Consider the following 23,037-nt stretch of genomic DNA (forward strand, 5'->3'; position numbering starts at 1 on the left):
CATGACAACCGCCCTGCAATTCGGCCCGGTTCTCGTGCATCTCGACAGGTTGCTCTGGGGCCTGTCGCAGACCATCGTCTACGCGGCGCTGTCCATCGTCTTCGGCACGATTGTCGGAATATTCGGAGCCGTTGGTCGCAGCTATGGCCCGCGCTGGCTGTCGCGGCTGATCGGCCTCTATGTCGAGCTCATCCGCAACACGCCGTTGCTCATCCAGCTCTACATCGTTTTCTTCTCGCTTCCGCTGATCGGAATGAAGTTCACGCCGGGGACCTCGGCCGTGATCGCGCTGTCGATCCATCTTGGCGCCTATGCCACCGAGATCCTGCGCGCCGGCGTCGAATCCATTCCTGCTGGCCAGGTCGAGGCGGCCAAATCGCTGGGCTTGAGCCCTTATCGGATTGTGCGCCATGTCGTCCTCGCCCCCGCAGTGCGGGCGGTTTACCCGTCACTATCGGCGCAGTTCATCCTGCAGCTGATGGGTACATCGATTGTCGGCGCCATCGCCGCGGAGGAGCTCACGGCCATCGCCAACAATCTGGTCATGCAGACCTTCCGGAGCTTCGAGGTCTACATCGTGGTGGCTGTCATCTATTTCGTGGCCGTGCAGCTCGCGAGCCTGCTGTTTGCGGGGGTCGGGCGGTTTCTGTTCCGGTGGAAGCAATGAGCCTGCGTGATTTTGGCCCCAATGAGCTGATGTTCATCTTGCTCGCCGCACGCTGGACCATCGTGCTTGCACTGATCGCCTTCATCGGCGGCGGCGTGCTTGGCATGGTGATCGCCGCGCTCCGCGTCGCGCCGGTGGGGGCGCTGCGCTGGCTGGCTGCTGTCTACATCCAGTTCTTCATGGGAACGCCGCTGCTCATCCAGCTCTTCATGGCCTATTACGGCTCGTCGCTGCTCGGCTATCGGCCTGATGTCTGGACCGCCGCCGCGCTCACCTTCTGCCTGAACGGCGGGGCGTTCTTCGGCGAGATCTTTCGGGGTGCCATCGAGGCGATCCCGAAGGGACAGTGGGAGGCTTCCACGGCGCTCGGCTTCCGCTTCCTGCGCACTCTGCGGCTGGTGATCGTCCCGCAGGCGGTGCGGCTGATGCTACCGCCGGCAGTCGGATTCATGGTGCAGATCGTGAAGTCGACATCCGTCGCTTCGCTGATCGGCTTCACGGAGGTCGCCCGCGCCTCGGTGCAGATCAACACCGTCACATTCGAGCCGGTGCTGGTGTTCGGCACTGCCTCGGCGATCTATTTCGCGTTGTGCTGGCCGCTCTCGCTCCTGTCCACCCGGCTTGAAAGGCGGTTCGCCGTCGGTGTCGCGCGCAAGCTCGAGCAGCCGCTCGTGATGTCCGCGTGAGGCGAGGGGCTCAGGCAGCTACGCTCGGACTTTCGCTCCGCTCGCCCAATTTCTTGCAGCTATTGTGACTGCTTTGCAGCTCCCTGCCGTGTGCCGAGCCGCTTCTCCCATCCCTTCGCATGCACGTTGAGATAGGCGTCCGGATCGTAAGGGTGAGCCTCGATGGCCTCGATATTGAGATCGATGCCGAGCCCTGGAGCGTCCGGCAACGACAGATGGCCATTCGCCGGTTCGATCGTCGGATGCCAGGTGACGAGATCACGCGTCCAAGGGTCGTTGAAGGCGTCGAAATGCTCCTGGATCAGGAAGTTGGGAACCGCCGCGGCGAGTTGCAGGCAGACCGCGGTCGCCACAGGTCCGCCGCTCTGGTGGGGGGCGATGTAGCTGCCATGCGCAAGGGCGAGATTTGCGACCTGCAACGTAGGCCCTATGCCCCCAAGCGACATCGGCTCCGGCTGGAATATGTTGACGCCGCCGCCGGCCGCCAGCGTGTAGAACTGGCCGACCGTATCGTACATCTCGCCCGTGGCGACAGGGATTGGCGAGCGGTGCGCAACTTCATGCACGGTCTCCTGACGATCGCGCGACGTCGGCTCCTCCCACCAGTAGATGTCGAGGTCGGCAAACCTCTGCGCGGCTTGCAGCGCCGCTATCTCGGTGAAGCGCGCATGCACGTCGATAAGGATCAGCGTGTCGGCGGGCAGTCGTTCGCGCAACGTCCGGCAGATCTCGTAGGACAGATCGAGCTCCTCGCGGGAAATAAATCCCTGGGCCGTGCCGAACGGATCGAGCTTGAACGCCTTGAAGCCCTTGGCCAGCACAGCCCGGGCTGCTTCCAGGAACGCCTCCGGCGTCCGCTCCGTACGGTACCAGCCGTTCGCATAGCCGAGGACCGAGCCGCGCACGCGGCCGCCCAGCAGCTGATGAATCGGCACGCCGAGGCTCTTGCCGAGAATGTCCCAGCAAGCGACTTCGATTGCGGCAATCACCGTCCTGTGGATGTGGCCGCCGTCGAGCGAGACGCTGTCCAGCAGGCGCTTGGCCAACTCCGTGATGCGGAGCGGATCCTGCCCGACGGCCAGATGCCTCAGCTCGTGAACGCCCGCTTCGGTTGTTCTGATGAAGCCGTTGAGCGTGCCTTCTCCGATGCCGTGGATCCCCTGATCCGTATGGACTTTGACGAAGAGCCAGTTCTTCCAGCCGGCCCCGACGGTAAAGGTCTCGATGTCGGTGATCTTCATGGCAGACGACTCATGTGAGTTCGGCGATACTGGCCACGACCGCCTCGGTCGTCAGGCCATAGCGCGCCTGCAGGGTTGGGACAGCGCCGCATTCGATATACCGGTCAGGCAGCCCGATGCGCGTGACCTTGCGAGCGATGCCGGCATCGAACAGGGTCTCTACCACCAGGCTCGCCAGGCCGCCGACCGCAACATGGTTCTCGGCGGTGACGACGCGATCGACTCCTGCGGCGAATGCTGCCACTGCCTCGGCATCGAAGGGCTTGATGGTCGGCACGTGCAGGACCGCGACCGAGGCCACCTCTTTTGCCAGGATCTCGGCCGCATCCAGCGCACGTTCGGTCATGAAACCGGTCGAGATGATGCCGACATCCTTGCCCTCGCGCAGCTGCCGTGCCTTGCCGATCTCGAACCTGTAGCCCGGATCGAAGACCGCCGGCACGGCGCCGCGCAGGAGGCGCATGTAGACCGGGCCGTGATAGGCGGCGATCGCTTCCGTAGCCGCCTCGATCTCGATGGCATCACACGGGTCGATGATCGTCAGGCCGGGAATCATCCGCATCAATGCGAGATCTTCGATCGCCTGGTGGGTGCCGCCATAGCCGGTGGTGAGGCCCGGCAGGCCGGCGATGATCTTGACGTTGAGGTTCGAATGGGCGAGCGCGATCGCGACGAAGTCGAAGGCGCGCCGGCTGGCGAACACGCCGTAAGTCGTCGCAAACGGAACCAGCCCGGTGCGGGCTAGGCCGGCGGCGACCGCGACAAGGTTCTGTTCCGCCATGCCGATATTGAAGAAGCGCTCAGGGAAGGCATCCCGGAACGGGAGGATATCGGTGTATTTGCCAAGGTCGGCCGTGAGCCCGACAATCTCGGGGCGCTCGTGGCCAAGCCGCGTCAGCGCTCGGCCGAAGGGCGCATCGATGGTCGGCCGTGCTGCGCCAACTGCCTCGTTCTCGCCCATGGCGAGTGTCCTTGCTGGTGCGCTCATTGCAGGGCTCCCACGCTGCGCTCGAAATCGGCGATGATGCCGTCCCATTCGCGGACATCGACACGAAAGAAATGCGATTTCTCGCTGGTTTCGATGCGCGGCACACCCTTTCCGGGCAAGGTGCGGAGCACGATTGCCTTCGGCCGGCCGTCGCGTGCGCGCGCCGAGGCCAGGGCGGCAACCACAGCTTCCATGTCGTTGCCGTCGACCTCGGAAACATCCCAGCCGAAAGCGCGCCACTTGTCCGCAACGGGCTCCATGTCGAGCACGACCGGACCGTCGGCCTGAATGCCGTTGCAGTCGACCAGCGCCACCAGCCTGTCGAGCTTGAAATGGCTGGCCGACATCGCGGCCTCCCAGGTCGATCCTTCCTGCATTTCCCCATCCGACAGTTCGACGAACACCCGCGCGTCGGAGCCGAGAAGCCTGAGGCCGAGTGCCTGCCCGACGCCTTGGCCGAGACCGTGCCCAAGCGAGCCGCCGATCACCTCCACTCCAGGGGTGGTGTCTAGCGTCGACATCTCCAGCCGACTGTCATCGGCGCCGTAAGTGACGAGCTCTTCGACGGGGATGATTCCGGCCTCGGCAAGCGCCGCCCATAGAGCGATCGAATAATGGCCGGTCGAAAGCAGAAACCGGTCTCGCTCTGCCCAGGCGAGATTTTCCGGATCATAGCGCAGCTCATGGAAGTAAAGGGCTGCCAGGACATCCGCTATGCCAAGTCCCTGGCCGATATAACCCTGGCCCTGGCCGCGCGCCATGGTCAGCATATGGCGGCGAAGGTTTGTTGCCCGGGCGCGCAGGGCGGCGATATCGGGCTGGCCGGGGGGAGAGTTGCGCAGCATCTTGCTCAATCCTTGTCCAGTCCGCCCGACATGTTGAGCCGCTCGGCCGTCATATATTGAGGGGCATCGAGTGCGAGCCATACGACTGCATCGGCGACTTCGGCGATCTCGGCGCGGCGGCCAAGCGGAATGCGGCGCGTTCGCTCGTCAAGGAAAGCCTGCAGGTCGTCGCGGCCGTTGACGCGGGCGAGGTCGATCTCGGTCGAACGCTGCATCTCGGTATCCATCATGCCGGGCGCCAGGCTGTTGACCAGCACGCCGTATGGGGCGAGGGCGACTGCGGCCGCACGAGTGATGGAATCGACGCCCGCCTTGCTCGCCGTGTAGGCCGTATAGTCAGGCAGCGCCATGCGCGAACCAGGCGAGGTGATGTTCACGATGCGGCCGGACCGCTGGTCGCGCATCACCCGGCCGGCCGCCTTGCAAGCCATGGCAAGCGCGGTGACGTTGAGAGCAAGCGTCCGGGTCCAGGCTTTGTGAGTCGCTTCCAGAAACGGTTCGATGACGCCATAGCCGGCATTGTTGACCAGGACATCGATCCCGCCCCAGCGCTCGACAACTCTCTGGATGGCTGCTTCCGGCGCACCCTCGAGGGTAAGGTCGGAGACGATCTCCTCGATTTCAACGCCGTGGCTGCGTGCCAGCTGAGCGGTTTCGGCGGTTCCGGCAGCGTTGATGTCGGCAATGCCGACGGCGCAACCTCTTGCGGCAAGCTGGATTACGACCTCGCGGCCGAGGCCCCCGGCAGCGCCGGTCACCAGGGCCCGTGCGCGCCATTTCTGCGTTCGACTAGACACTCGTCTCCTCCCAGCGAATTCGCCTTCGATGTGTTGTTACCGGTACCATATGTCTGCTGTCAATCGTGTCGTTTATGGTGCTGCCATCGTCGCAGACGCTTCGTTTCGGGCGGTAGTCCCGCTGGTCTGGCGGTCCGGAAGCTATTATAATGGGTTAGCAAAACGATATTCGCGCTTATGGATCATCCCGTTTCAACTGTTGATTTTCTTCCGCGGCGCTCGCTCTTGCGCGTCAACGGTCCGCTGTATCGGCAAGTTGCCGATATCCTGCGCGAGCCGATCGGTAACGGGTCGTTTCCCGTCGGCAGCGAATTGCCGAAGGAAGCGGCGATCGCCGAGCACTTCGGCGTCAGCCTTATCACTGTGCGACAGGCCCTGCGTGACCTCGAGGGAGACGGGCTGATTCGCAAGCGCTCGGCCAAACCGGCGGTTGTCGTTGCCCGCAGTCCCTCGGTTAGCCTGAGCTGGAACTTCAAGAATTTCGCCGATATGGCCGCCTTCACCAAGGATGCGCAACTCACGATCAAGTCCTATCGTAAGGAGAAATCGCCCGTCCTGTCCCGCCACCTGGGCGTTCCGAGAGGCGATGCCGGCTATTGCCTGCGCAGCGTTCTGTCCGTAGGCGAACAGAAGAAGGCGCATGTCACGACTTATTTTCCGCCGGATGTCGGCGCACGGCTGAAGCGCGAAGATTTCTCCGACGTGCTGATCTTCCGCTCCGTGCAGAACCAGCTCGGCTTGCGCCTCGTGGTCGCTCACGTCACCGTTCGCGCAGAACTCGCCGACGAGGCGCTCGCCGCTGATCTCGACATAGCGGCAGGCGATCCGATCCTTACGGTCGAAATGCTCTATCAGTCGGCCGATCAACGGAATATCGAGTTCTCGATCGCGCGCCATCCCGCCGAGAAATTCAGCATCACCTGGGATGCGCCGAACAATCTGACTTGAAGTCACAGACAGTCGAGAATCGCGGTATGGACTGGCTCATAAAATTATAATAGCATCATAGCTAGTGGGCCGTTACGGGAGGATCGCAATCGCCGAATCAATTCTTCTGGTGATGAGGGAGCTCAGCCTCACATTGACAAGGCAAATTGGTACCGGTATCAAACCAGAGTCAACAAAGGTGGCGAAGACTGCCGGGAGCGTGCAGGAAACGCAGGAGGAGAAGCTATGAAGATGAGGAATCTCTGCGCGGGATTCGCGGCAGCTGCCGTGATCGCCGCCGCGATCGGTGCGGCACCAGCCGTCCGAGCGGAAGACAAGAAGCCTTACGTTATCTATCTCTCGAACAACTTCGTCGGCAACGACTGGCGCCAGCAGATGGAGCGCGTCGCGACGGTCTCGGTGAACAAGGGACCTCTTAAAGGTCGCGTCGATCTCAAGATCGAGAATGTCGACAACACCGTTCAGGCCCAGATCAACTCGCTGAATAACATCATCAGGCAAAAGCCCGACGCCATTCTGGTCGACGCAGGTTCGGATTCGGCGCTGAATCCGACGATCAAGAAGGCCTGCGCCGCCGGCATCGTGGTCATCAGTTTCGACCAGGTCGTGACGGAGCCCTGCGCGCTGGCGGTCGCCTCCGACTGGGATCGCATTCCGGCGGTGCTGGCCGAATGGATGGTCAAGCAACTCGGCGGAAAAGGTAATGTCATCGTCGATCGCGGTCTTGCCGGCGCGCCGATTTCTGCCCAACTGCAGAATGGCTACGAGAAAGTGCTGTCGAAGTACCCCGACATCAAGATCGTCGGCTACTACAATGGCGAGTACGCGCTCGGACCCGAGCAGTCCGGCGTTGCCTCGCTGCTTGCCGCCAACCCGAAGGTGGACGGCATACTGACACAGGGCTACGGCTCCGGCGCCATTCAGGCGTTGAAGGATGCCGGCCGCCCGATCGTGCCGGTAGTCGGCTTTTCGTATAACGGGTCTGCGCTCGCCTGCGCTCAGACCCAGGGCGCGAAATGCATCCTCGGCTCAAATCCGGCCTATCTGTCATCCGAGGCAATCAAGCTCGCCGTCGACATCCTTGATACGGGCAAGAAGCCCGCGGATCGTTCGGTGTCCGTCAAAGGCGACTTCGTGACCACCGACCCGTTTGAGTCCGAGCTCTATCCGGGCACCAAGATGATCAAGATCAAGATTGGCGAGAACGCCTTTCCGGATCAGCCGCCCGGCCTCACTCTGCCCATCACGCCTGATTGGGTAGAGATCACGGCCGCCGAAGCTGCCGGCACAAAGTAAGTTGGGGCTGTAGGACTTGCCTCCCGGCGCGGTCAGCGCCGGGAGGTCTTTTGGGCAAAGCCAATGGACCTCATCATCGCCAACAGCCTGTCGAAACGCTTTGGCGGTATCGTCGCTCTGGACCGGGTGGAGTTCAGCGCTCGCGCCGGGGAAGTGCATGCGCTGCTCGGCGAAAACGGTGCGGGCAAGAGTACATTCATCCAGATTCTGTCCGGCGCATTGCGACATGACGACGGCGCCATTCTTCTCGATGGCCAGGATTACCGGCCTGCCGATCCGGATGCTGCACGGGCGCGAGGCATCGCCGCCGTGTTCCAGGAGCTGTCACTGATACCCGACCTCACGGTCGAGCAGAATATCTGGTTCCGGCAGGAGCCGCTGACATCCTTCGGCACTGCCAACCGCAGCGAGATCCGGCGCAGGACACTCGAACTCTTCGCAAAGTACCATTTTCCGACCCTGCGTCCTGACCTGGAGGTCAGTCGGCTGTCGCTGGCTGAGCGTCAAATCGTCGAGATTGCCAAGGCCCTGGCCAAGCAACCGCGTGTGCTCATCCTCGACGAAGCGACATCGGCGCTTCCCGCACGGGAGGCCGAATGGCTGCTCAGGCTTACGCGACAACTTGCGGCGCAAGGGCTACTGGTCATCTTCATCTCGCATCGAATGGCCGAAGTCCGGGCCGTCGCCGACCGTCTCACGATCTTCCGCAACGGGCGCACGATCGCGATGCACGAGTCCAGCGCGGTCGGTGACGCCGAGATCGTCTCGCAGATGATCGGGCGCAATCTCGGCCGGCTCTACCCCGAACGGATTTCGACCGCGACCGGACGGGTCGCGCTGAAGGTGAGCAGTTTCTCCAGCGGCAACCGGTTGAAGAACGTCGAGTTCGATCTCCTCGAGGGCGAAGTTCTCGGTGTGGGTGGCCTGCAGGGACACGGTCAGCGTGAGCTGTTCCAGGCGCTCTTCGGCGCAAGCAAGGCGACCGGCAGCATCGAACTCTGGGGCAAGCCGGCCGCCATCAGCAGCCCCCGCGCGGCACTCACCGGACGCGACGGCATCGCATTGGTGCCGGAGGATCGGCGCGGCCAGGGCCTGCTGCTTGCCAAGAGCGTGCGCGAGAACCTTACTCTCGCAGTAATCAGGCGGTTCACGGAAAATGGGCTGCTCAACGGCAGGAAGGAGGCCGCCCTCGTCGGGGAAATGGTCGATTTCCTGCGCATCAAGACCCGGACGCCGGAGCAGCTTGCCGGCACGCTCTCAGGCGGGAACCAGCAAAAGGTCATCTTCGGCAAGATGCTGCTGACCGAGGCGCGGGTCCTGCTGCTTTATGACCCGACCCGGGGCGTCGATGTCGGCACGAAGGGCGAGATCTTCCAGCTCATGCGCGATCTCGCCGCAAAAGGATATGCGATCCTTTTTCATTCCAGTGACATGGAGGAGCTTGTGCATGTCGCCGATCGCGTTCTCGTCATGCGCAACGGCCGGGTCGCGGCGACGCTCGCGGGCGAGCGCATTTCCGAAGAGGGCATATTGAGCGCCGCGATCCTCGAAAGCGAGGCGGCGTGAGGCGATGTCGGTGACGATCGAGCAGGCACAAGCAGGGATCGAGAGCCGGAGCGGTGCTGACTGGCGAGGCTGGGTGCTGGACCGGGCGCCATTCGTCGTGGCTTGCATCATGCTTGCCGTCATCATAGCGATCTATGGCAGCTATCAAAGTGGCGTCTTCACGCTGGACGAGCTCAATCTCGATACTGCGGCAGCCATGACCCTGATGCTCGCCGGCACCGGGCAGACCATCGTGCTGATGCGTGGCGGCATCGATCTCTCGATCGGTGGCATGATCAGCCTCGGCACGGTCATCGCAGCAACGCGCTTCACCGACGACCCCGGGACGGTATTGCTGTGGTCATCCGCGATCCTGGCGCTTGGGCTGGGCATCGGGGCGCTCAACGGCCTGCTGATCTCATTGCTGAAGCTGCAGCCCTTTCTGGTGACGCTGGCGACCTGGTCGATCCTGGGCGGTGTGGCCATGATCATTCTGCCAACGGACGGCGGCAGCGTGCCCGGCTGGTGGCTTGGATTCGGCTATTTGGAGCTGCTTGGTCTATCGAGCCCGGTCTGGATGCTGCTCGGACTTCTCCTGTTCTGGTGGTGGTTCCGGTCGACGAGGATCGGCATCACTATTCAGGCGACCGGCTCGAACGAGAAGTCGGCATTCCTGTCCGGCGTTTCGATCACTCGCGTAAATGTCCTGACATACGGCCTGTCCGGATTGTTCGCGGCGGGCGCCGCGCTTTACCTGACGACACAGACAGGGGCCGGATCGCCGACCATCGGCAAGGACTACATCTTGCCGTCAGTCGCCGCGGCAGTCATCGGCGGTGTCAGCCTGTTCGGAGGGCGAGGACATCTTGCCGGCACCCTCATCGGAGCATTTATCCTTACCCTCATCGGCAATCTCGTCTTCGTGCTCAAGGTGTCGAGCTACTGGCAGCCGGTCGCCTCAGGGGTGATCCTGCTTCTTTCCGTGCTGGCGAGTTCCATCGCCGAGAAGGCGGCTCGGGGGAGGGGGGCGTGAGAGCTTTCCTCGCCCGCAACCGGCTGATCCTGCTTGCCTATCTGGGCATGCTTCTGCTGCTGCTAATTACGGCGCTGTTCTCGCCTGGCTTCCTGTCCGCCTCGAACCTGCGCTCCACAGTGGTGCTCGCCGCTTTCGTCGGCATCGTGGCGCTCGGCCAGACATTCGTCATCATAGGCGGCGGCATCGATCTCTCGGTGCCTTGGGTGCTGAACTCCGCCGCCGTCGTGATGGCGCTGCTTTGCGCGGGACAAAACATGCCGCTTCTCTGGGTGGCGCCGCTGATGCTCGCTGGCGGAGCGCTGGTCGGTTTCATCAATGGCCTTGGCGTCGCGCAGTTCGGGGTTCCGCCGATCATCATGACGCTTGCCGCCAATGTCATTCTGCAAGGCCTGATCCTGGTGCTGACCGGCGGCTCCCCAAGTCCCACGGCTCCCGACCTGATCAAGTTCCTCTCAGTGGGGCGCGTCGGCGGGATCCCTGTCATCGCCCTGATCTGGCTGGCGCTCGCCCTTGTCGCCACAGTGCTGCTCTCCAAAGCCGCTTTCGGCCGGCACCTCTATGCGCTGGGCTCCAGCCCGACCGTCGCCGAATTCTCAGGCGTGCCGACGGCCCGTACAACCGTGCTCACTTACGTCATCTCCGGGCTGACGGCATCGCTCGCCGGCATGCTGCTCACGGGCTATTCCGGCCAGGCCTATCTCGGCATGGGCGATTCATATCTGTTCACATCGGTTGCGGCTGTCGCGATCGGCGGCGCGTCGATCCTGGGAGGCAGCGGCCACTATCTCGGCACGGTCGCGGGCGCGCTTGTGCTGACCATCCTTACCGGTCTGTTGCCGGCGCTCAATCTGTCGAGTGGAGCGCTCCTGGTCGTCTACGGCGCGGTGATCCTGGTCACCGTGTCCATCGGCAGCGAGGCTTTCGCCGGCCTCGGCAGCAGCTTGTGGAACCGCAAGAGCAGGGAAGCTTAGGGGGTTAGCATGGTCGAGATCACATGCGTCGTCGATGCAAAGGCAGAATTGGGCGAAAGCACGCTTTGGGATCCCGAAGCGGGCGTGCTCTGGTGGATCGACATCTGGAGCAAGCTGATCCATCGCTACGATCCGGCGACCGGCAGGGACGACACTTTCGAAGCGCCTGAATATCTCGGCTGCCTCGGCCTGCGGAAGAAAGGTGGCCTGGTGCTGACGATGGCCAGCGGGTTCTATTTCTTCGACCCGGCCACCGGCAAATTCGACGCGATCATCGATCCCGAGGCGGGTCGACCGGAAACGCGCTTCAACGACGGCAAGCCCGACCGGCAGGGCAGGTTTTGGTCGGGTTCCATGTTCGAGGTGCCTGGCAAGCCGGTCGAGTTCGTCGGCGCGCTCTACCGGATGGACCCCGACCTGTCGGTCCACAAGATGATCGACGGTGTCGGCTGCTGCAACGGCCTGGCGTTCAGCCCCGACAGCAAGGTCATGTATTTTTCGGATAGCCATTCGGGTCGGGTGGATGCCTATGACTTCGATCCGGCGACGGGCGACATCGAGAACCGGCGTACCTTCATCGATATGACGGTGACGGGCGGCGTAGCGGATGGCGCGACCGTCGACGCCGAGGGCTGTTACTGGGTGACTGTACCGGTAACCAGCAAGGTCTGCCGTTATGATCCCAAGGGCAAGCTCATGCAGACGATCGTGCTTCCGACCGACCTCCCGACCTGCTGCGAGTTCGGCGGCAAGGATCTCGACATTCTCTACGTGACTTCCGCAGTGCTGAAGCGGCCGAAGGAACACTTTGCAGGCCAGCGGAACCCCGGTGGTTTGTTCGCCATCGACGCTGGCGTGAAGGGCCTGACGCTGCCGCCATTTGCCGGCTGAATGTAATTTGCCGGCCGTTTAAGGGGCGGTGGCTGGAGCGGGTGGCGGGAATTGCTCAGGGCTGGTTTGCGGGCGTCTGGCGGGAGTTGGCTTCAATCCCGATCCTTTGGATCTGATCAGTGCCTTGTCGTGCCTGCCTATCCGGGCATCAGGCTCGGTTCGGCGTCCAGGTCCACCCACCATCGTCAGCATATTCGAGAACTGCGTTGAAGAGTTCGCGCCCACCGGAAACGTCGCCATTGTGAATGCAGGCGATTGACCGCTCCGAAAGCATCCTCAAGGCTTTCGCGAATTGCTCAGGCCCGAGGGTCGCCGCGACCCGGTCCAGAAAGGCGAAACGTGGTGGCGCGAGGAAAATCCTGGCAAGGGCGAGCAACTGCTGATCGGACAAGGACAAGGATGCCCCCCACCACTCCTGCTCCTTGTCCAGCCCGCCAGCCTCGCTCACAACCTGTTCCAGGCCAAGTTCATGCAGCAGGTGAAGAATGGCGCCATCTGAAATCTTACTCGCATCCCCCCGCGGAACGAGAATCTGACGCAGTGTGCCTGGCGGCAGATAGGGGCGTTGCGCGAGAAAAGTGATCTCGGCTGGAGCGGGCCGAATTATGCGACCGCTGCCTGAGGTCGGAAGGCCGGCTGTCGCCCTGAATAAGGTCGTGCCAGCCAATTGACCGGAGCCCGTGAGCAGAACGACGGCCCCGGGGGAGATTGATGCCGAAAGGTCCTTCAGTAGCGGTACGCCGCTCGAGGATAGCAAAGTGAGCCCCTGGTAGGCCAAGCACGCATCCCGCTCGATTATTTCAATCTCGGTCGGCGTGGGCTCCTTAGATCTTTCGAAGGCTTCCACCAGCGAACCCAGCCGAGCAACGACAGCCGCAAAGTTGGAAATGGAGTTGAATTGCGTGACGATCAACGAGAATGCGCTCACCAGCATCGCGAAAGCTGCAGCTGATTGCGTGATGACACCGAACTCGACTTCTCCCCTCATGTAGGCAGGAGCAACGATGAGTGCCGGAATGATCTGGATCATCCAGTTGTAGCCGGTGGTGAAAAAGCTGAGATTCCGGTTGACGCCGACGATCCGACGGAGGTTGGCGACCAATTGGTCAACTCTGTTGAACAAGAGGCGCTGGTGATGCCCCTCATCGCGTGCCAGCATGATCGACTCGGCGTTCTCCCGAACATGAATCAGCGCCGAGCGGAAGTTCGCCTCCTTGTCGAGTTGATCGTAGTTGAGCCTGATAAGCGGCCGCCCGAATATGAGCGTCAAAAGAGTGCCGCAGGCTGCGTACAGCATAGCCACGACAAACAGCGCCGGATCAATCGCCCACAGCACGCCGGCAAAGCTGAGGAGCGTGAGACTGCTATTGAACACCATCAGCACGTATGTCAGCGTTGTGCTGGTGAATGCCTTAATGTCCTCGGCGATCCGCTGGTCCGGGTTGGTCAGTTGGTGCGCCGCGTCGAGCCGGTAATAGCTAGTGTTGGCTAGGTAGAGCGCGACCACGTTTCGGGTCAGGACTTCGCGCCAAAGCAGGCCGAGCCGCTCCTCTGCGAAGCGGGCAATGACGGACACAAGCGTCAACGAAGCGAACACGCCTGTGTAGAAAATTGCTTGCCGGACGAACTCAGAAGTCTGGCGATCGGCGATCGCGCTCATGAAGTTGCGACCTACATAGCTGTTGAGAACGTTCAGGCCATTTACTCCGCACAACATCACGAAAAGCCCGGCGAAGATGAGCTTTGCCTTCCCGCCAACTTCGGACTTCACTAGGTATCGGACGGCGCCAGCCAATCGAGCTGCGACCTCCTTCAATGGGATCTGCTGTTCATCCATGTCGCTCCCTCCCGCCTGTCAGGGGCAGGAATTGCTGGCCAGGACTTAGAACAAGGGGAGGCGAGTCGCCCCGTTAATCCCGGATCATGCCGCTCACGTTGGTTCTCCAATACGGCGATGCCCATCCGCTGCGCACCGCCGCGGACGAGCGCACTCTGCTAGGGGCGATCTTCATAGGTCGATCCCCTTCTGAGAGGACCGGCGTTGAGCTTCACCCGATCGCCCTACGCCCGCTCTTTCGTCGAACGAAATCCTCTTACGATCGACAGGGCTGCAGGAATGAGCAGCTTCTGCGCAGCCGTATCCAACGGACTGCGGATGAGCTGCGTGACGTTAGCCTTCAGGTCTTTCATTTCCAGTCCCAGGGCATCGATCGTCAGCTTGACATCGCGTGCGTCTGCCTGGATTGAGTCGACAGCCATTTTGCGGATCTCGAATGCAAGTTCGAGCTCGGGCCCTGGCTGGGATCGAACAGCGACCAGCAACACAACGGCCGCAATCGCTAGATCGATCAGCGCGATTATAGTTGCCGCCCACACGGCGCCCACGGATGCCTGCAAGCCGTAGAAGCCGGCGACGTTTGCCATTCCGAGCCCGAACACCGCGATCAGCCCTGCCAATGCAACTAGACCGAATCGCCGCAGCAAGAGATTCAGCCAGATCTTGCCGATGAGAAGGTCTGCTTTACGCAGGACCTGCAGGTCACGAAGAAGATTGTCGATCATCGACCAGCCCTCAGCGCCTTCCCAGCATACGACCGATCAGTATCCCAACCAGCAGTGCGCCGACGACGCTCTGGGTCGGATGGGCCGCGATGTTCTTCTCGGCCTCGTCAAAGAAGCCGGTGACCTCACTGACCAACTGATTGAGCTGTTCGAGCAGCTCTCGTTCCTCCGGCGTCTCCTCGGCCGGCTCGACAGGGTTGGCCGGCTCTGACGGCGATATGGCGGCAGCTTCTTTCTGCTCTCGCCGAGGGACCGAAAGCTCGGCTCGGAGCGACTGCAACTCACGCGACACGACCACATCGGCTGCCATACCGGCACCTGTTCACATTGTTGAGCTAGGGCGCGTAAGTTGGGTCAGGATTTCCGCGGAGCCGCACGCTTGAATGCCTCCCAAGCCTCCTGGTTTGCGCGATCGAAGGCCTTGCGCGCCTCTGCTAATCCCGCGCTCAGCGCCACCCAGGAGTCGCTCCCTGCCTGTCTCAGCTTCTGCAATCGTGCTTCCGCCTCCGCAGCCTCCGTCCTCATCTGCTCGAGCGCAGCATCGATATCGGCGCGCTTTGCCGTAGCGACCTTGCCGGCTTCGGCATGCAGCTTATCCGCCGACTCGCCCCAGGCTTTCGCTTGTGCAGCGGCAACCTGCTGGAAAGTGGCCTGTTGCTGTGCGACTTGCTTGCCAACTGTCTCGAAATAGGCCTTGAGCTGCGCCTCGAAGCTGTGCCACTGCGATTCCAGCTGAGCTGCACTGGCCTGCATGGCGTCTTCGCCAGCTTGGGCCTGTGCTTCGACTTTGGTTTGGAACTCATCTCGACGTTTTCTCAAGTCGGCGGCCAATTGCTCGGCCTTGGCTTTTGAATCGGCCTTGACTTGGCCGGCCATGGCCTCAAGCGACGCCAGTGTGGCGTCCATTTCGTCAATTCGCTCCTTCGTCCAGCTCAGGTAAGAATGCATGCTGCTTTGCTCTGGCATGACTGCCTCCGCTTGTGCGACGATTTTATGAATGATGCACGAATGGGGTCCAACTCACCTTGATTGGGATCAAAGCGGTACATCGCCGTTTCCGGGAGCGTGCTCGAAACATATACAGCGCGGTCACAAAGGTCGCGGGCCTGGTGGCCTCTTAGGCTCGATCCGTGGGAGGATTTATGTGGAAATGAACCCAGCCTACATTTCAGCGCTGTCCGCGCTAGCCGGCTCCGCAATCGGTGCTTTGGCTTCGTTCGGCACAACCTGGCTCACGCAGCGTCACCAGGATCGCGCGGAGCGCCTCGACAAGCAAGCATCGCGTCGCGAGCGGCTGTTCGCCGAGTTTATCGACCAGGCGTCGCATATCTTTGTCGACGCAATAGTTCAGGACGGCTTGGATAGCCCGGCCAAATTGGTTCCGATGTATGCCACTATGAGCAAGCTTCGCCTCTTCGCCACGCAACGTACGATTAGAGCTGCGGAGGCGGTTCTGGAGGGTATAGTGGACACCTATCAAGCGCCTCCGACTTTGCCGCAGGCCACCAAACCAGATGGACTCGCAGCGCACGACATCCTGCGTGCCTTCGCGGAATCGTGTCGGGAGGAACTGACGGCGCTGCGATAACATGGCGGCCAGCCGCACAAACGGTCTGGAGATCGAGCCGGAGTGCTGCCGCGATGAGCGCCTCGAGCTTATTCATGCGGCTCGTGTGAAACTGTGTGTTCGGCTAATGATGTTCGACAAGAGGCGAATGGGGAAGGCGTCTCTGCGCTGGAGACCGAAGGATGGTACCTGGTGATGTCATCAAACGCTTTCGGGTGAAAGACGGGGACAAGTTCCGTCTTGCCGACTACGATCCTGGTGACACGCTCGGCCTCGACATCGAGAAGGATCTGGCCCAGCAGTTGCTCGGGGCCGGCGTGGACCGGTTGCGAGGTTTGCAGGAGCAACTCTACGCGGAGGCGCGTTGGTCGGTGCTCATAATCCTGCAAGCGATGGACGCTGCGGGCAAGGACAGCACCGTCGAGCACGTCATGTCCGGCGTCAATCCGCAGGGCTGCCATGTGATCGCATTCAAGGCGCCAAGCTCAACCGAGCTGCGCCACGATTTCCTGTGGCGGACGACCTGCGCGCTGCCCGAGCGCGGCAGGATCGGTATATTCAACCGCTCATATTACGAGGAGGTGCTGGTCGTGCGCGTTCACCGCGAACTGCTGGCCAAACAGAAGCTGCCGAAGAAGCTGATCGGCGACAATATATGGAAGGAGCGCTTCGCCAGCATCCGCGACTTCGAACGGCATCTGGCGCGCAACGGCACGGCTATCCTGAAATTCTTCCTTCACGTGTCCAGGGACGAGCAGCGCCGACGCTTTCTCGATCGCATGGAAGAGCCGGACAAAAAGTGGAAATTCGCAGTCGGTGACGTTGCGGAGCGGCGCTGCTGGACTGACTACATGGACGCATATGAGGATGCCATCCGCAACACCGCGACAAAACATGCGCCATGGTACGTCGTGCCCGCCGATAACAAATGGTTCTCGCGCCTCATTGTGGCCGCAGCCATTGTGGACCGACTGGAGAAGCTCGATCCCAAGTTCCCTCATCTTGACCAGGACGCGTTGAGCGCGCTCGAACGGGCTCGAAAGCAGCTGGAAAGCGAAAATGGCAAGGCCGGGTCTGGCAGAGGGAACAAGGAGAAGGAGGATAGCTCTCGTGCGTGAGGCACCAGGTCACTTAGAAAACGGGCCTGCCCGAATATGAAGACTAGGAAACTGCCCACCGAAGCCAGCAGCCCGCCGGCTGCCCGACGCTCTAATCGAATCGCCGCTGACTACTTGTCGAGCGCTATCCTGCTTTTACTTCTGCACCCGCTCATCCGGCTTAGATGCACGCGGCGGGATGCGGCGGTCCTGTCCTTCGCTGTTCTCTATGCCTGGCTCAGCCTGGTGAACCTTGTCAGTGCCGAGAACCTCCAGCACAAAAGAGTCGTTGATATGTCGTCCCTCAGCTGTGGCGAACTCCTGCGTAAGCCCTTGCCGGAAGCGCTGGTCGCGGTGGGCTGGATCGGAGGGTTTTACGCAGGCCTCAAGAACGATGCGAAAGTGAACGTGCCGGTGTTTTGCGGATAAGGCGGACCAAATCATCGCCCTCTGCCGTGGAAACGAATCCACCAGCGTTATGGTGTTGGTCGAGCAGATATTCCATTCCCGTTAAGCGCCCGAACTCCTTCCAGCTGTTCGACCGCGGTTGCCAGGATGCCGTCTATCGGCGGATGGTCAGGAAAGCCGGTTGCCTACTGACTCGCAACGAGGGTCCGGCGGAAACGCAGGCCTGAGATGGCGAAGATCACACCGCTGATGACAGTCATCGCCACGAGTTGCGGCCAGACGATGTCCAGGCCCGCCCCGCGATAGAGCACAGCCTGGGCGAAGCTGACGAAATGCGTCGTGGGAGCGATCTGCATGATGTTCTGTAGCCAGATCGGCATGGTTTCGAGAGGCGTGCTGGAGCCCGACAGCAGCTGCAGGATCACAAGGATCGGGATGCACAACAGCCCGAACTGCGCCATCGAGGTGGTGAAGGTAGCGATCAGGATGCCGAGCGCCGTCACCGAGAATTGGTACAGCAGCGTTCCGGCCAGGAACAGCCATAGCGAGCCGGCGATCGGGACCTGAAGAACGAGTTGTACAACGGCCTTCATGGACAGTGCGGCCGCCAGCACGATGATCACGCCGTTCGCCCAGATCTTGGCGAGCATGACGTCGTTGGGCGTCACTGGCATGGCGAGCAGGTGCTCGATCGTGCCGTGTTCGCGCTCGCGTATCAAAGCGGCGCCCGTCAATATGACCGACAACATGGTGATGTTGTTGATGATCTGCATTACCGATGTGAACCAGTGCGACTGCAGGTTTGGATTGAACATGACACGGATGACGAAATTGACCGGCAGGTCGGCGGATCCGCTGGCATTGCTCAGGTAGCTCACCACCTGCTGGCCGATGATCTGCTGCAGGTCGCCCACGCCGTTGCCCGCAACGGCGATCGCGGTTGCATCGGCATTGATCTCAATGCTCGGCCTGCGATTTGAAACCAGGTCGGATTCGAAGTTCGCCGGAATTTCGATGGCGAAGATGAAGCGGTTGGAATCCATGGTCGGACCGATTTCGTTAGCCGAAATTTCCTGCGGCTCCTTGAAGAAGGGCGGCAGGATGGCTTCCTGGATGCGCCGCGAAATTTCCGAATGGTCCTCATCGACGATGGCGACGGAGGCGTCATGGACCTCGAGCCTGGCGCCGGTCGCCACCGCATAGACGGCGTAGCTGAAGGTGTAGATGATCAGCACCAGCATCACAGGATCGGCGCGGATGCTGTATAGTTCCTTGACCCCTAGCGCCAAAATATTGATGAGCCGTTTTCGCATCAGGCCTCCTGCTTCCTGAGGATCAGGCTGGCTGCGGCAATAAAGCCGAAGACGAAGGCCGCGAGCATCAGGTGATTGGGCCAAAGGTCGGAGAATCCAAGTGCCTTGTTGAACGTGCCCATGCTGATCTGTTGGAACCATGATGCAGGAAAGGCGAGGCCGATTGCTCTTCCCGCGCCTGAAAGCGAGGAGACGGGAACCAGCAGCCCCGAGAACTGTGACGTCGGGACCAGTGCGATAACCGAGGTAGCGAACACCGCGGCCACTTGCGTGCGGGTAAGGGTCGACACAACCAGGCCAAACGCGGTGGAGGCCCCGAGGTAAACGACGGCGCCAACGATCAGGGCCAACCACGAGCCTGTGACCGGCACGACGAACACGAACAGGGCCAGCACAATCAGGGTCGCGAAGCTGATGAGACCGATAACAAGATACGGCGCCTGCTTTCCGAGCAGGAACTCGAGACTGGTCAGCGGCGTGGAGCGGAAATTGGCGATCGATCCGGTTTCGACTTCGCGCACGACGCCGAGCGCCGTCATGATCGCAGGGATCAAGATCAGCATCATCATGATGACGCTAGGCACCATAGAGTAGACGCTCTTTAGGGACTGATTGTAGCGAAAGCGGGTTTCGATGTTGACGGGCAGGGCCGATGGTTCAGTGCCGGTGCTGGGCAAGGCAGAGCCGTTGCCCAAGTGACGCCCGACCAGCTTGGCAAGATAATCGAGCGTGAGCCCGCCTAAATAGGTGCGGGTGGTCTCGGCCCTGTTCGGCATGTCTCCGTTGATCCAGATGCCGATCTCCGGGCGGCGTTCCCTCAGGAGATCGCTGCCGTAGAGAGGCGGGATTTCGAGCGCGAATTTCAAATCGCCGCTACGCAGCCGTGTCTGTATCTCGTCGGGTGCGGTGATATCGGGCTGCCGGCTCCAGAAGCGCGAGCCATCGAAGCTCTCCAGAAACTCCCGGCTTTCGGGCGATTGGCTCTGGTCGAGGACCGCGAAGCGAAGATGCTCGACGTCGAATGAAATGCCGTATCCGAACGCGAACATCAGGAGCACGGGACTTAGCAGCGCGAAGGCGATGCGCACCGGGTCGCGCATGATTTCGACCGCCTCTCGGCGCGCGCAGGCCCATAGCCGGGTAACACTGAAACCCGAGGCGCTGGGTTTGGCGGATGAGTATGCGGTGATGGTCGGCGCGGACTCAGGTTCGCTTGCTGGCGCTGGCTTCTTGCTGGCGGCGGCCGCGTCCTCAAGATAGGCGATGAACGCGTCTTCGAGCGTCTTGGAATGTCGGGTTTCGGTTAGCGCGCGCGGCGTGTCCGCCGCCAGTACCTTGCCAGCATGCATCAGCGAGATGCGATCGCAACGCTCCGCCTCGTTCATGAAGTGTGTTGAAAGAAAGATCGTCACGCCATCGTTGCGGGAAAGATCGATCAGATTCTGCCAGAACTGGTCGCGGGCCACGGGATCGACCCCCGATGTCGGCTCATCCAAAATGAGCATCTCGGGGCGGTGCTGTACCGCAACCGCAAGCTGCAGCCGCTGGCGTATGCCGAGTGGAAGACTCTCCGGCGAAGTATCTGCCGCCTCCCGCAGCCCGAACCGCTCGAGCATCTCGTCCACGCGCGGACCCTGCTCGGCGGCGGGCAGGTCGAAGAGCTTCGCGTGCAAGACAAGATTCTGTCGGACCGTGAGCTCCGTGTAGAGCGAGAACGCCTGCGACATGTAGCCGACCCGCCGGCGCGTCTCGATGTCCTGCCCGTCCACCGGACGACCGAACAGGGATGCTTTGCCTTCGGACGCAGGCAGCAGGCCGGTGAGCATCTTCATTGTCGTTGATTTGCCGCAGCCGTTGGAGCCGAGGAATCCGAAAATCTCGCCCTTCTCGATGCGGAAGCTCACGTGGTCGACAGCTACGAACGGACCGAACTGCTTTGTGAGCCCCTGGGCTTCGATTGCAGGCGGCCCGGACTGAGGTGCACGCTGTGGTATAGTTAGGCCCTTGTGCTCGCCCTGTTTTTCTCTGGGCAGAAGTGAAATGAACGCTTCCTCGAGAGTCTTTGCGCCGGTGCGTGCCTTGATCTCGGCCGGCGCACCGGTTGCGATGACATGCCCGGCGTCCATGGCAGCGAGCCAAGCGAACTGATCCGCCTCTTCCATGTAGGCGGTCGCGACTATGACACTCATTTGCGGCCGGCGAGCACGGATTCGATCAATCAGCTCCCAGAACTGCCGGCGCGACAGCGGGTCGACTCCGGTCGTTGGTTCATCGAGTATGAGAAGGTCCGGATCGTGGATCAGCGCGCCGCACAGCGACAACTTCTGCTTCATGCCGCCGGAAAGCTTGCCGGCCGGCCTGTCCGGAAAAGGATCGAGACCAGTACTGCGCAAGAGATCGTCGATGCGCGCCTTCCGCTCGGCGGCCGATTGACCAAACAGCCGCCCCACGAAATCGAGGTTTTCGAACACGCTGAGCGTGGGATAGAGGTTGCGGCCCAGTCCCTGCGGCATGTACGCCACGCGCGCATAGCTGCGACGACGATGCGCCCCGTCACGCATATCGCCGCCCAGCGCCCAGACCGATCCTGTTTGGATCTTTCGCACGCCCGAGACCAGGGCCAGCAAGGTCGATTTGCCGACGCCGTCGGGGCCGATGAGCCCGGTCATGCAGCCCCCGGGGATTTCCACTGTCACGTCGTCTAGGGCGACGCTCTTGCCGTAACGGTGCGAGACACCCTCAAGCGAGGCGGCAATCACGGTGCCGGCGTCTCGAGCATTCGCCCTGAGCAATTCGTTCATTTTGGCGGAAGCCTGACAGAAAGCTTGGCGGGCCACACGGCCGCAGGGTCTACGCGAACATACCCGATGCCGCGCAGGCCCGCTTTGACCTGCTCTTCAAGGCCTTTGAGCAAATCGGGTGGCGCGTGAAGCTTTACCCGGAAATATAGCTGTTCGCGCTCCGACTGGGTCTCGACCGTCTTCGGAGTGAACTGCGATTCGGGCGCCACGAACGAGACGGCGGCCGGAAAGACGAATTCCGGAACGGCATCGACCACTACGCGCGCTTCGTCACCAACAGTGAGCCGCCCGGCGACGCTGGCCGGGACGAAGATGGTCATGTAGACGTCCGACAGGTCGAGCACAGTGGCGATACGCCCCCCCGCCGACAACACTGCTCCCGGCTCGACGAGCCGGTACTGCACTCGGCCCCGTACGGGCGAGGTAATAGTCGCGTCCGCGAGGTTAGTCTTAAGTCGATCCACCTGAGCATCATACGCCGCGATGGCGGCACGAGCCTCATCGACCTGCGCGTTAGCCGCCTTGAGGGCCGCGGTCGCACTGTCCGCTTCCTGCCTCCGCTGATCGACCTTTTCGACCGTTCCATAGCCTCTATCCAGCAACTGTGAAGCGCGTTGGAGTTCCTGATTGGCAAAGGTCAGCTCGGCCTCACGGCTCTTGACGACAGCCTGTGCTGCCGCGAAGGATTGTCTCGCTCGCTGTGCCTCGGCTTCCGTTTGATGCAGTGCAGCTTCGAGCTCGGCCTGATCGAGGCGGGCAGCGACGCTCCCTGCTTCCACGATGTCTCCCTCATGCGGAACGATTTGGATCACGCGGCCAGCGATCTTTGTGGCGATGTCGACCTGAGTAGCCTCTACGCGGCCGTTGGTACTGACGATGCCCTCCGGCAAAGCGCCGGCAGCCTGATGTCTCCAGTAGAGATAGCCTCCGCCGCCGGCGAGGCCGAGCCCGATCAGCACGGCAGCTATGGTCACATAGCGCTTGAGGTGCGACTTCTTTACAGGTTTAGCCGGCGGCGGCGCGGGCTGCACCTTCAGCATTGGCTCCGCTTCTGCCGGGGCTGGGGGCTGCGGCTCTTTCGCGTACTTCGCGGCCGGCAGCAGAACGATCGGCGACATGACACGCCCCTTCTATGGTGGGGTTCTCGGCGGCTCTGCTAGCGTGTCTCAAGCATAGCGCCACACCCCGAGGCCGCTTTGATTTGCATCAATGGCCGAGTTCTTTGGAGACGACGATATCGACGACGGATTGATCGATTGCCGGGGGGAGCCAAGCCGGGAATGCGGTGCGTATGTGGAAATGTGCTCGATTCCGTAGTCAAGGACGCGGAAAAGGGGCTCCTAAGTGGCCGATCCACCATCAGTTAAGCCCGCAGTGC

At 61.7% G+C, this 23,037-nt stretch carries 22 protein-coding genes; 11 read left to right on the top strand and 11 right to left on the bottom strand.

Annotation, left to right across the window (positions count from 1 at the left end; translation table 11 throughout):
- Position 1 precedes the first annotated feature (1 nt).
- Both SAZ10_RS19915 and SAZ10_RS19920 read left to right on the top strand, forming a co-directional pair.
- On the top strand, positions 2-667 hold the full coding sequence (locus SAZ10_RS19915; RefSeq protein WP_318611107.1) for an amino acid ABC transporter permease: 666 nt from the start codon (positions 2-4) through the stop codon (positions 665-667).
- Positions 664-1,353, top strand: coding sequence for an amino acid ABC transporter permease (locus SAZ10_RS19920; RefSeq protein WP_318611108.1), 690 nt, complete (start codon positions 664-666; stop codon positions 1,351-1,353). The genes SAZ10_RS19915 and SAZ10_RS19920 overlap by 4 nt, the downstream gene beginning before the upstream one ends.
- 59 nt (positions 1,354-1,412) lie before the next feature.
- Here the strand turns inward: SAZ10_RS19920 and SAZ10_RS19925 are convergent, their stop codons facing one another.
- The 4 genes from SAZ10_RS19925 to SAZ10_RS19940 are packed head-to-tail and all read right to left on the bottom strand — an operon-like array spanning position 1,413 to position 5,224.
- On the bottom strand, positions 1,413-2,594 hold the full coding sequence (locus tag SAZ10_RS19925) for a mandelate racemase/muconate lactonizing enzyme family protein (RefSeq protein ID WP_318611109.1): 1,182 nt from the start codon (positions 2,592-2,594) through the stop codon (positions 1,413-1,415).
- A gap of 10 nt (positions 2,595-2,604) precedes the next feature.
- A complete protein-coding gene (locus tag SAZ10_RS19930) occupies positions 2,605-3,582 on the bottom strand; it encodes a transketolase family protein (protein ID WP_318611110.1) in 978 nt (325 codons plus the stop codon).
- Positions 3,579-4,427 (bottom strand): transketolase, encoded by an 849-nt coding sequence (locus tag SAZ10_RS19935; RefSeq protein WP_318611326.1) that lies wholly within the window; start codon positions 4,425-4,427, stop codon positions 3,579-3,581. The genes SAZ10_RS19930 and SAZ10_RS19935 overlap by 4 nt, the downstream gene beginning before the upstream one ends.
- Before the next feature lie 5 nt (positions 4,428-4,432).
- Entirely contained in the window at positions 4,433-5,224 is a 792-nt protein-coding gene (locus SAZ10_RS19940; protein ID WP_318611111.1) for an SDR family oxidoreductase, read from the bottom strand.
- A gap of 225 nt (positions 5,225-5,449) precedes the next feature.
- On the opposite strand from SAZ10_RS19940, the gene SAZ10_RS19945 reads away from it, so the two are divergent.
- The 6 genes from SAZ10_RS19945 to SAZ10_RS19970 all read left to right on the top strand — a co-directional run bounded on the left by SAZ10_RS19945 (position 5,450) and on the right by SAZ10_RS19970 (position 11,911).
- Entirely contained in the window at positions 5,450-6,172 is a 723-nt protein-coding gene (locus SAZ10_RS19945; RefSeq protein ID WP_318611112.1) for a GntR family transcriptional regulator, read from the top strand.
- A gap of 225 nt (positions 6,173-6,397) precedes the next feature.
- Positions 6,398-7,468 carry a sugar ABC transporter substrate-binding protein gene (locus SAZ10_RS19950; RefSeq protein ID WP_318611113.1) on the top strand — a complete coding sequence of 357 codons (1,071 nt, stop codon included), beginning with the start codon at positions 6,398-6,400 and terminating at the stop codon, positions 7,466-7,468.
- Positions 7,469-7,531: 63 nt separating this feature from the next.
- Positions 7,532-9,034, top strand: a complete 1,503-nt coding sequence (locus SAZ10_RS19955; RefSeq protein ID WP_318611114.1) for a sugar ABC transporter ATP-binding protein — start codon at positions 7,532-7,534, stop codon at positions 9,032-9,034.
- Between the two features lie 4 nt (positions 9,035-9,038).
- Positions 9,039-10,046, top strand: a complete 1,008-nt coding sequence (locus SAZ10_RS19960) for an ABC transporter permease (RefSeq protein WP_318611115.1) — start codon at positions 9,039-9,041, stop codon at positions 10,044-10,046.
- Complete coding sequence (locus SAZ10_RS19965; RefSeq protein ID WP_318611116.1) at positions 10,043-11,020, top strand: ABC transporter permease; 978 nt, start codon at positions 10,043-10,045, stop codon at positions 11,018-11,020. The genes SAZ10_RS19960 and SAZ10_RS19965 overlap by 4 nt, the downstream gene beginning before the upstream one ends.
- Before the next feature lie 9 nt (positions 11,021-11,029).
- Complete coding sequence (locus SAZ10_RS19970; protein WP_318611117.1) at positions 11,030-11,911, top strand: SMP-30/gluconolactonase/LRE family protein; 882 nt, start codon at positions 11,030-11,032, stop codon at positions 11,909-11,911.
- 148 nt (positions 11,912-12,059) lie between these two features.
- Here SAZ10_RS19970 and SAZ10_RS19975 read toward each other — a convergent pair whose 3' ends face one another.
- The 4 genes from SAZ10_RS19975 to SAZ10_RS19990 all read right to left on the bottom strand — a co-directional run bounded on the left by SAZ10_RS19975 (position 12,060) and on the right by SAZ10_RS19990 (position 15,439).
- Positions 12,060-13,748 carry an ABC transporter ATP-binding protein/permease gene (locus tag SAZ10_RS19975; protein WP_318611118.1) on the bottom strand — a complete coding sequence of 563 codons (1,689 nt, stop codon included), beginning with the start codon at positions 13,746-13,748 and terminating at the stop codon, positions 12,060-12,062.
- A gap of 224 nt (positions 13,749-13,972) precedes the next feature.
- The gene (locus SAZ10_RS19980) at positions 13,973-14,473 is read right to left on the bottom strand and encodes a phage holin family protein (protein WP_318611119.1); all 501 of its coding nucleotides are present in this window, start codon (positions 14,471-14,473) and stop codon (positions 13,973-13,975) included.
- Between the two features lie 10 nt (positions 14,474-14,483).
- Positions 14,484-14,783 (bottom strand): hypothetical protein, encoded by a 300-nt coding sequence (locus SAZ10_RS19985; RefSeq protein WP_318611120.1) that lies wholly within the window; start codon positions 14,781-14,783, stop codon positions 14,484-14,486.
- Positions 14,784-14,827: 44 nt separating this feature from the next.
- On the bottom strand, positions 14,828-15,439 hold the full coding sequence (locus tag SAZ10_RS19990; protein ID WP_318611121.1) for a hypothetical protein: 612 nt from the start codon (positions 15,437-15,439) through the stop codon (positions 14,828-14,830).
- A gap of 184 nt (positions 15,440-15,623) precedes the next feature.
- On the opposite strand from SAZ10_RS19990, the gene SAZ10_RS19995 reads away from it, so the two are divergent.
- The 3 genes from SAZ10_RS19995 (at position 15,624) to SAZ10_RS20005 (ending at position 17,566) form a co-directional block, all read left to right on the top strand.
- Positions 15,624-16,061 carry a hypothetical protein gene (locus tag SAZ10_RS19995; RefSeq protein WP_318611122.1) on the top strand — a complete coding sequence of 146 codons (438 nt, stop codon included), beginning with the start codon at positions 15,624-15,626 and terminating at the stop codon, positions 16,059-16,061.
- 161 nt (positions 16,062-16,222) lie between these two features.
- Complete coding sequence (locus SAZ10_RS20000) at positions 16,223-17,158, top strand: polyphosphate kinase 2 family protein (RefSeq protein WP_318611123.1); 936 nt, start codon at positions 16,223-16,225, stop codon at positions 17,156-17,158.
- Between the two features lie 36 nt (positions 17,159-17,194).
- Positions 17,195-17,566 (top strand): hypothetical protein, encoded by a 372-nt coding sequence (locus SAZ10_RS20005; RefSeq protein WP_318611124.1) that lies wholly within the window; start codon positions 17,195-17,197, stop codon positions 17,564-17,566.
- 164 nt (positions 17,567-17,730) lie between these two features.
- Here SAZ10_RS20005 and SAZ10_RS20010 read toward each other — a convergent pair whose 3' ends face one another.
- The 3 genes from SAZ10_RS20010 to SAZ10_RS20020 are packed head-to-tail and all read right to left on the bottom strand — an operon-like array spanning position 17,731 to position 22,777.
- Positions 17,731-18,858 carry an ABC transporter permease gene (locus tag SAZ10_RS20010; protein WP_318611125.1) on the bottom strand — a complete coding sequence of 376 codons (1,128 nt, stop codon included), beginning with the start codon at positions 18,856-18,858 and terminating at the stop codon, positions 17,731-17,733.
- Complete coding sequence (rbbA, locus tag SAZ10_RS20015; RefSeq protein WP_318611126.1) at positions 18,858-21,659, bottom strand: ribosome-associated ATPase/putative transporter RbbA; 2,802 nt, start codon at positions 21,657-21,659, stop codon at positions 18,858-18,860. Before rbbA ends, SAZ10_RS20010 begins: the two co-directional genes overlap by 1 nt.
- Positions 21,656-22,777: an HlyD family secretion protein gene (locus SAZ10_RS20020; protein WP_318611127.1), complete on the bottom strand. Its 1,122-nt coding sequence runs from the start codon at positions 22,775-22,777 to the stop codon at positions 21,656-21,658. The genes rbbA and SAZ10_RS20020 overlap by 4 nt, the downstream gene beginning before the upstream one ends.
- Positions 22,778-23,037 lie beyond the last annotated feature (260 nt).

Origin of the sequence: Mesorhizobium sp. BAC0120 (genome assembly GCF_033542235.1) — a bacterium.
GTDB lineage: Bacteria > Pseudomonadota > Alphaproteobacteria > Rhizobiales > Rhizobiaceae > JAWRCU01.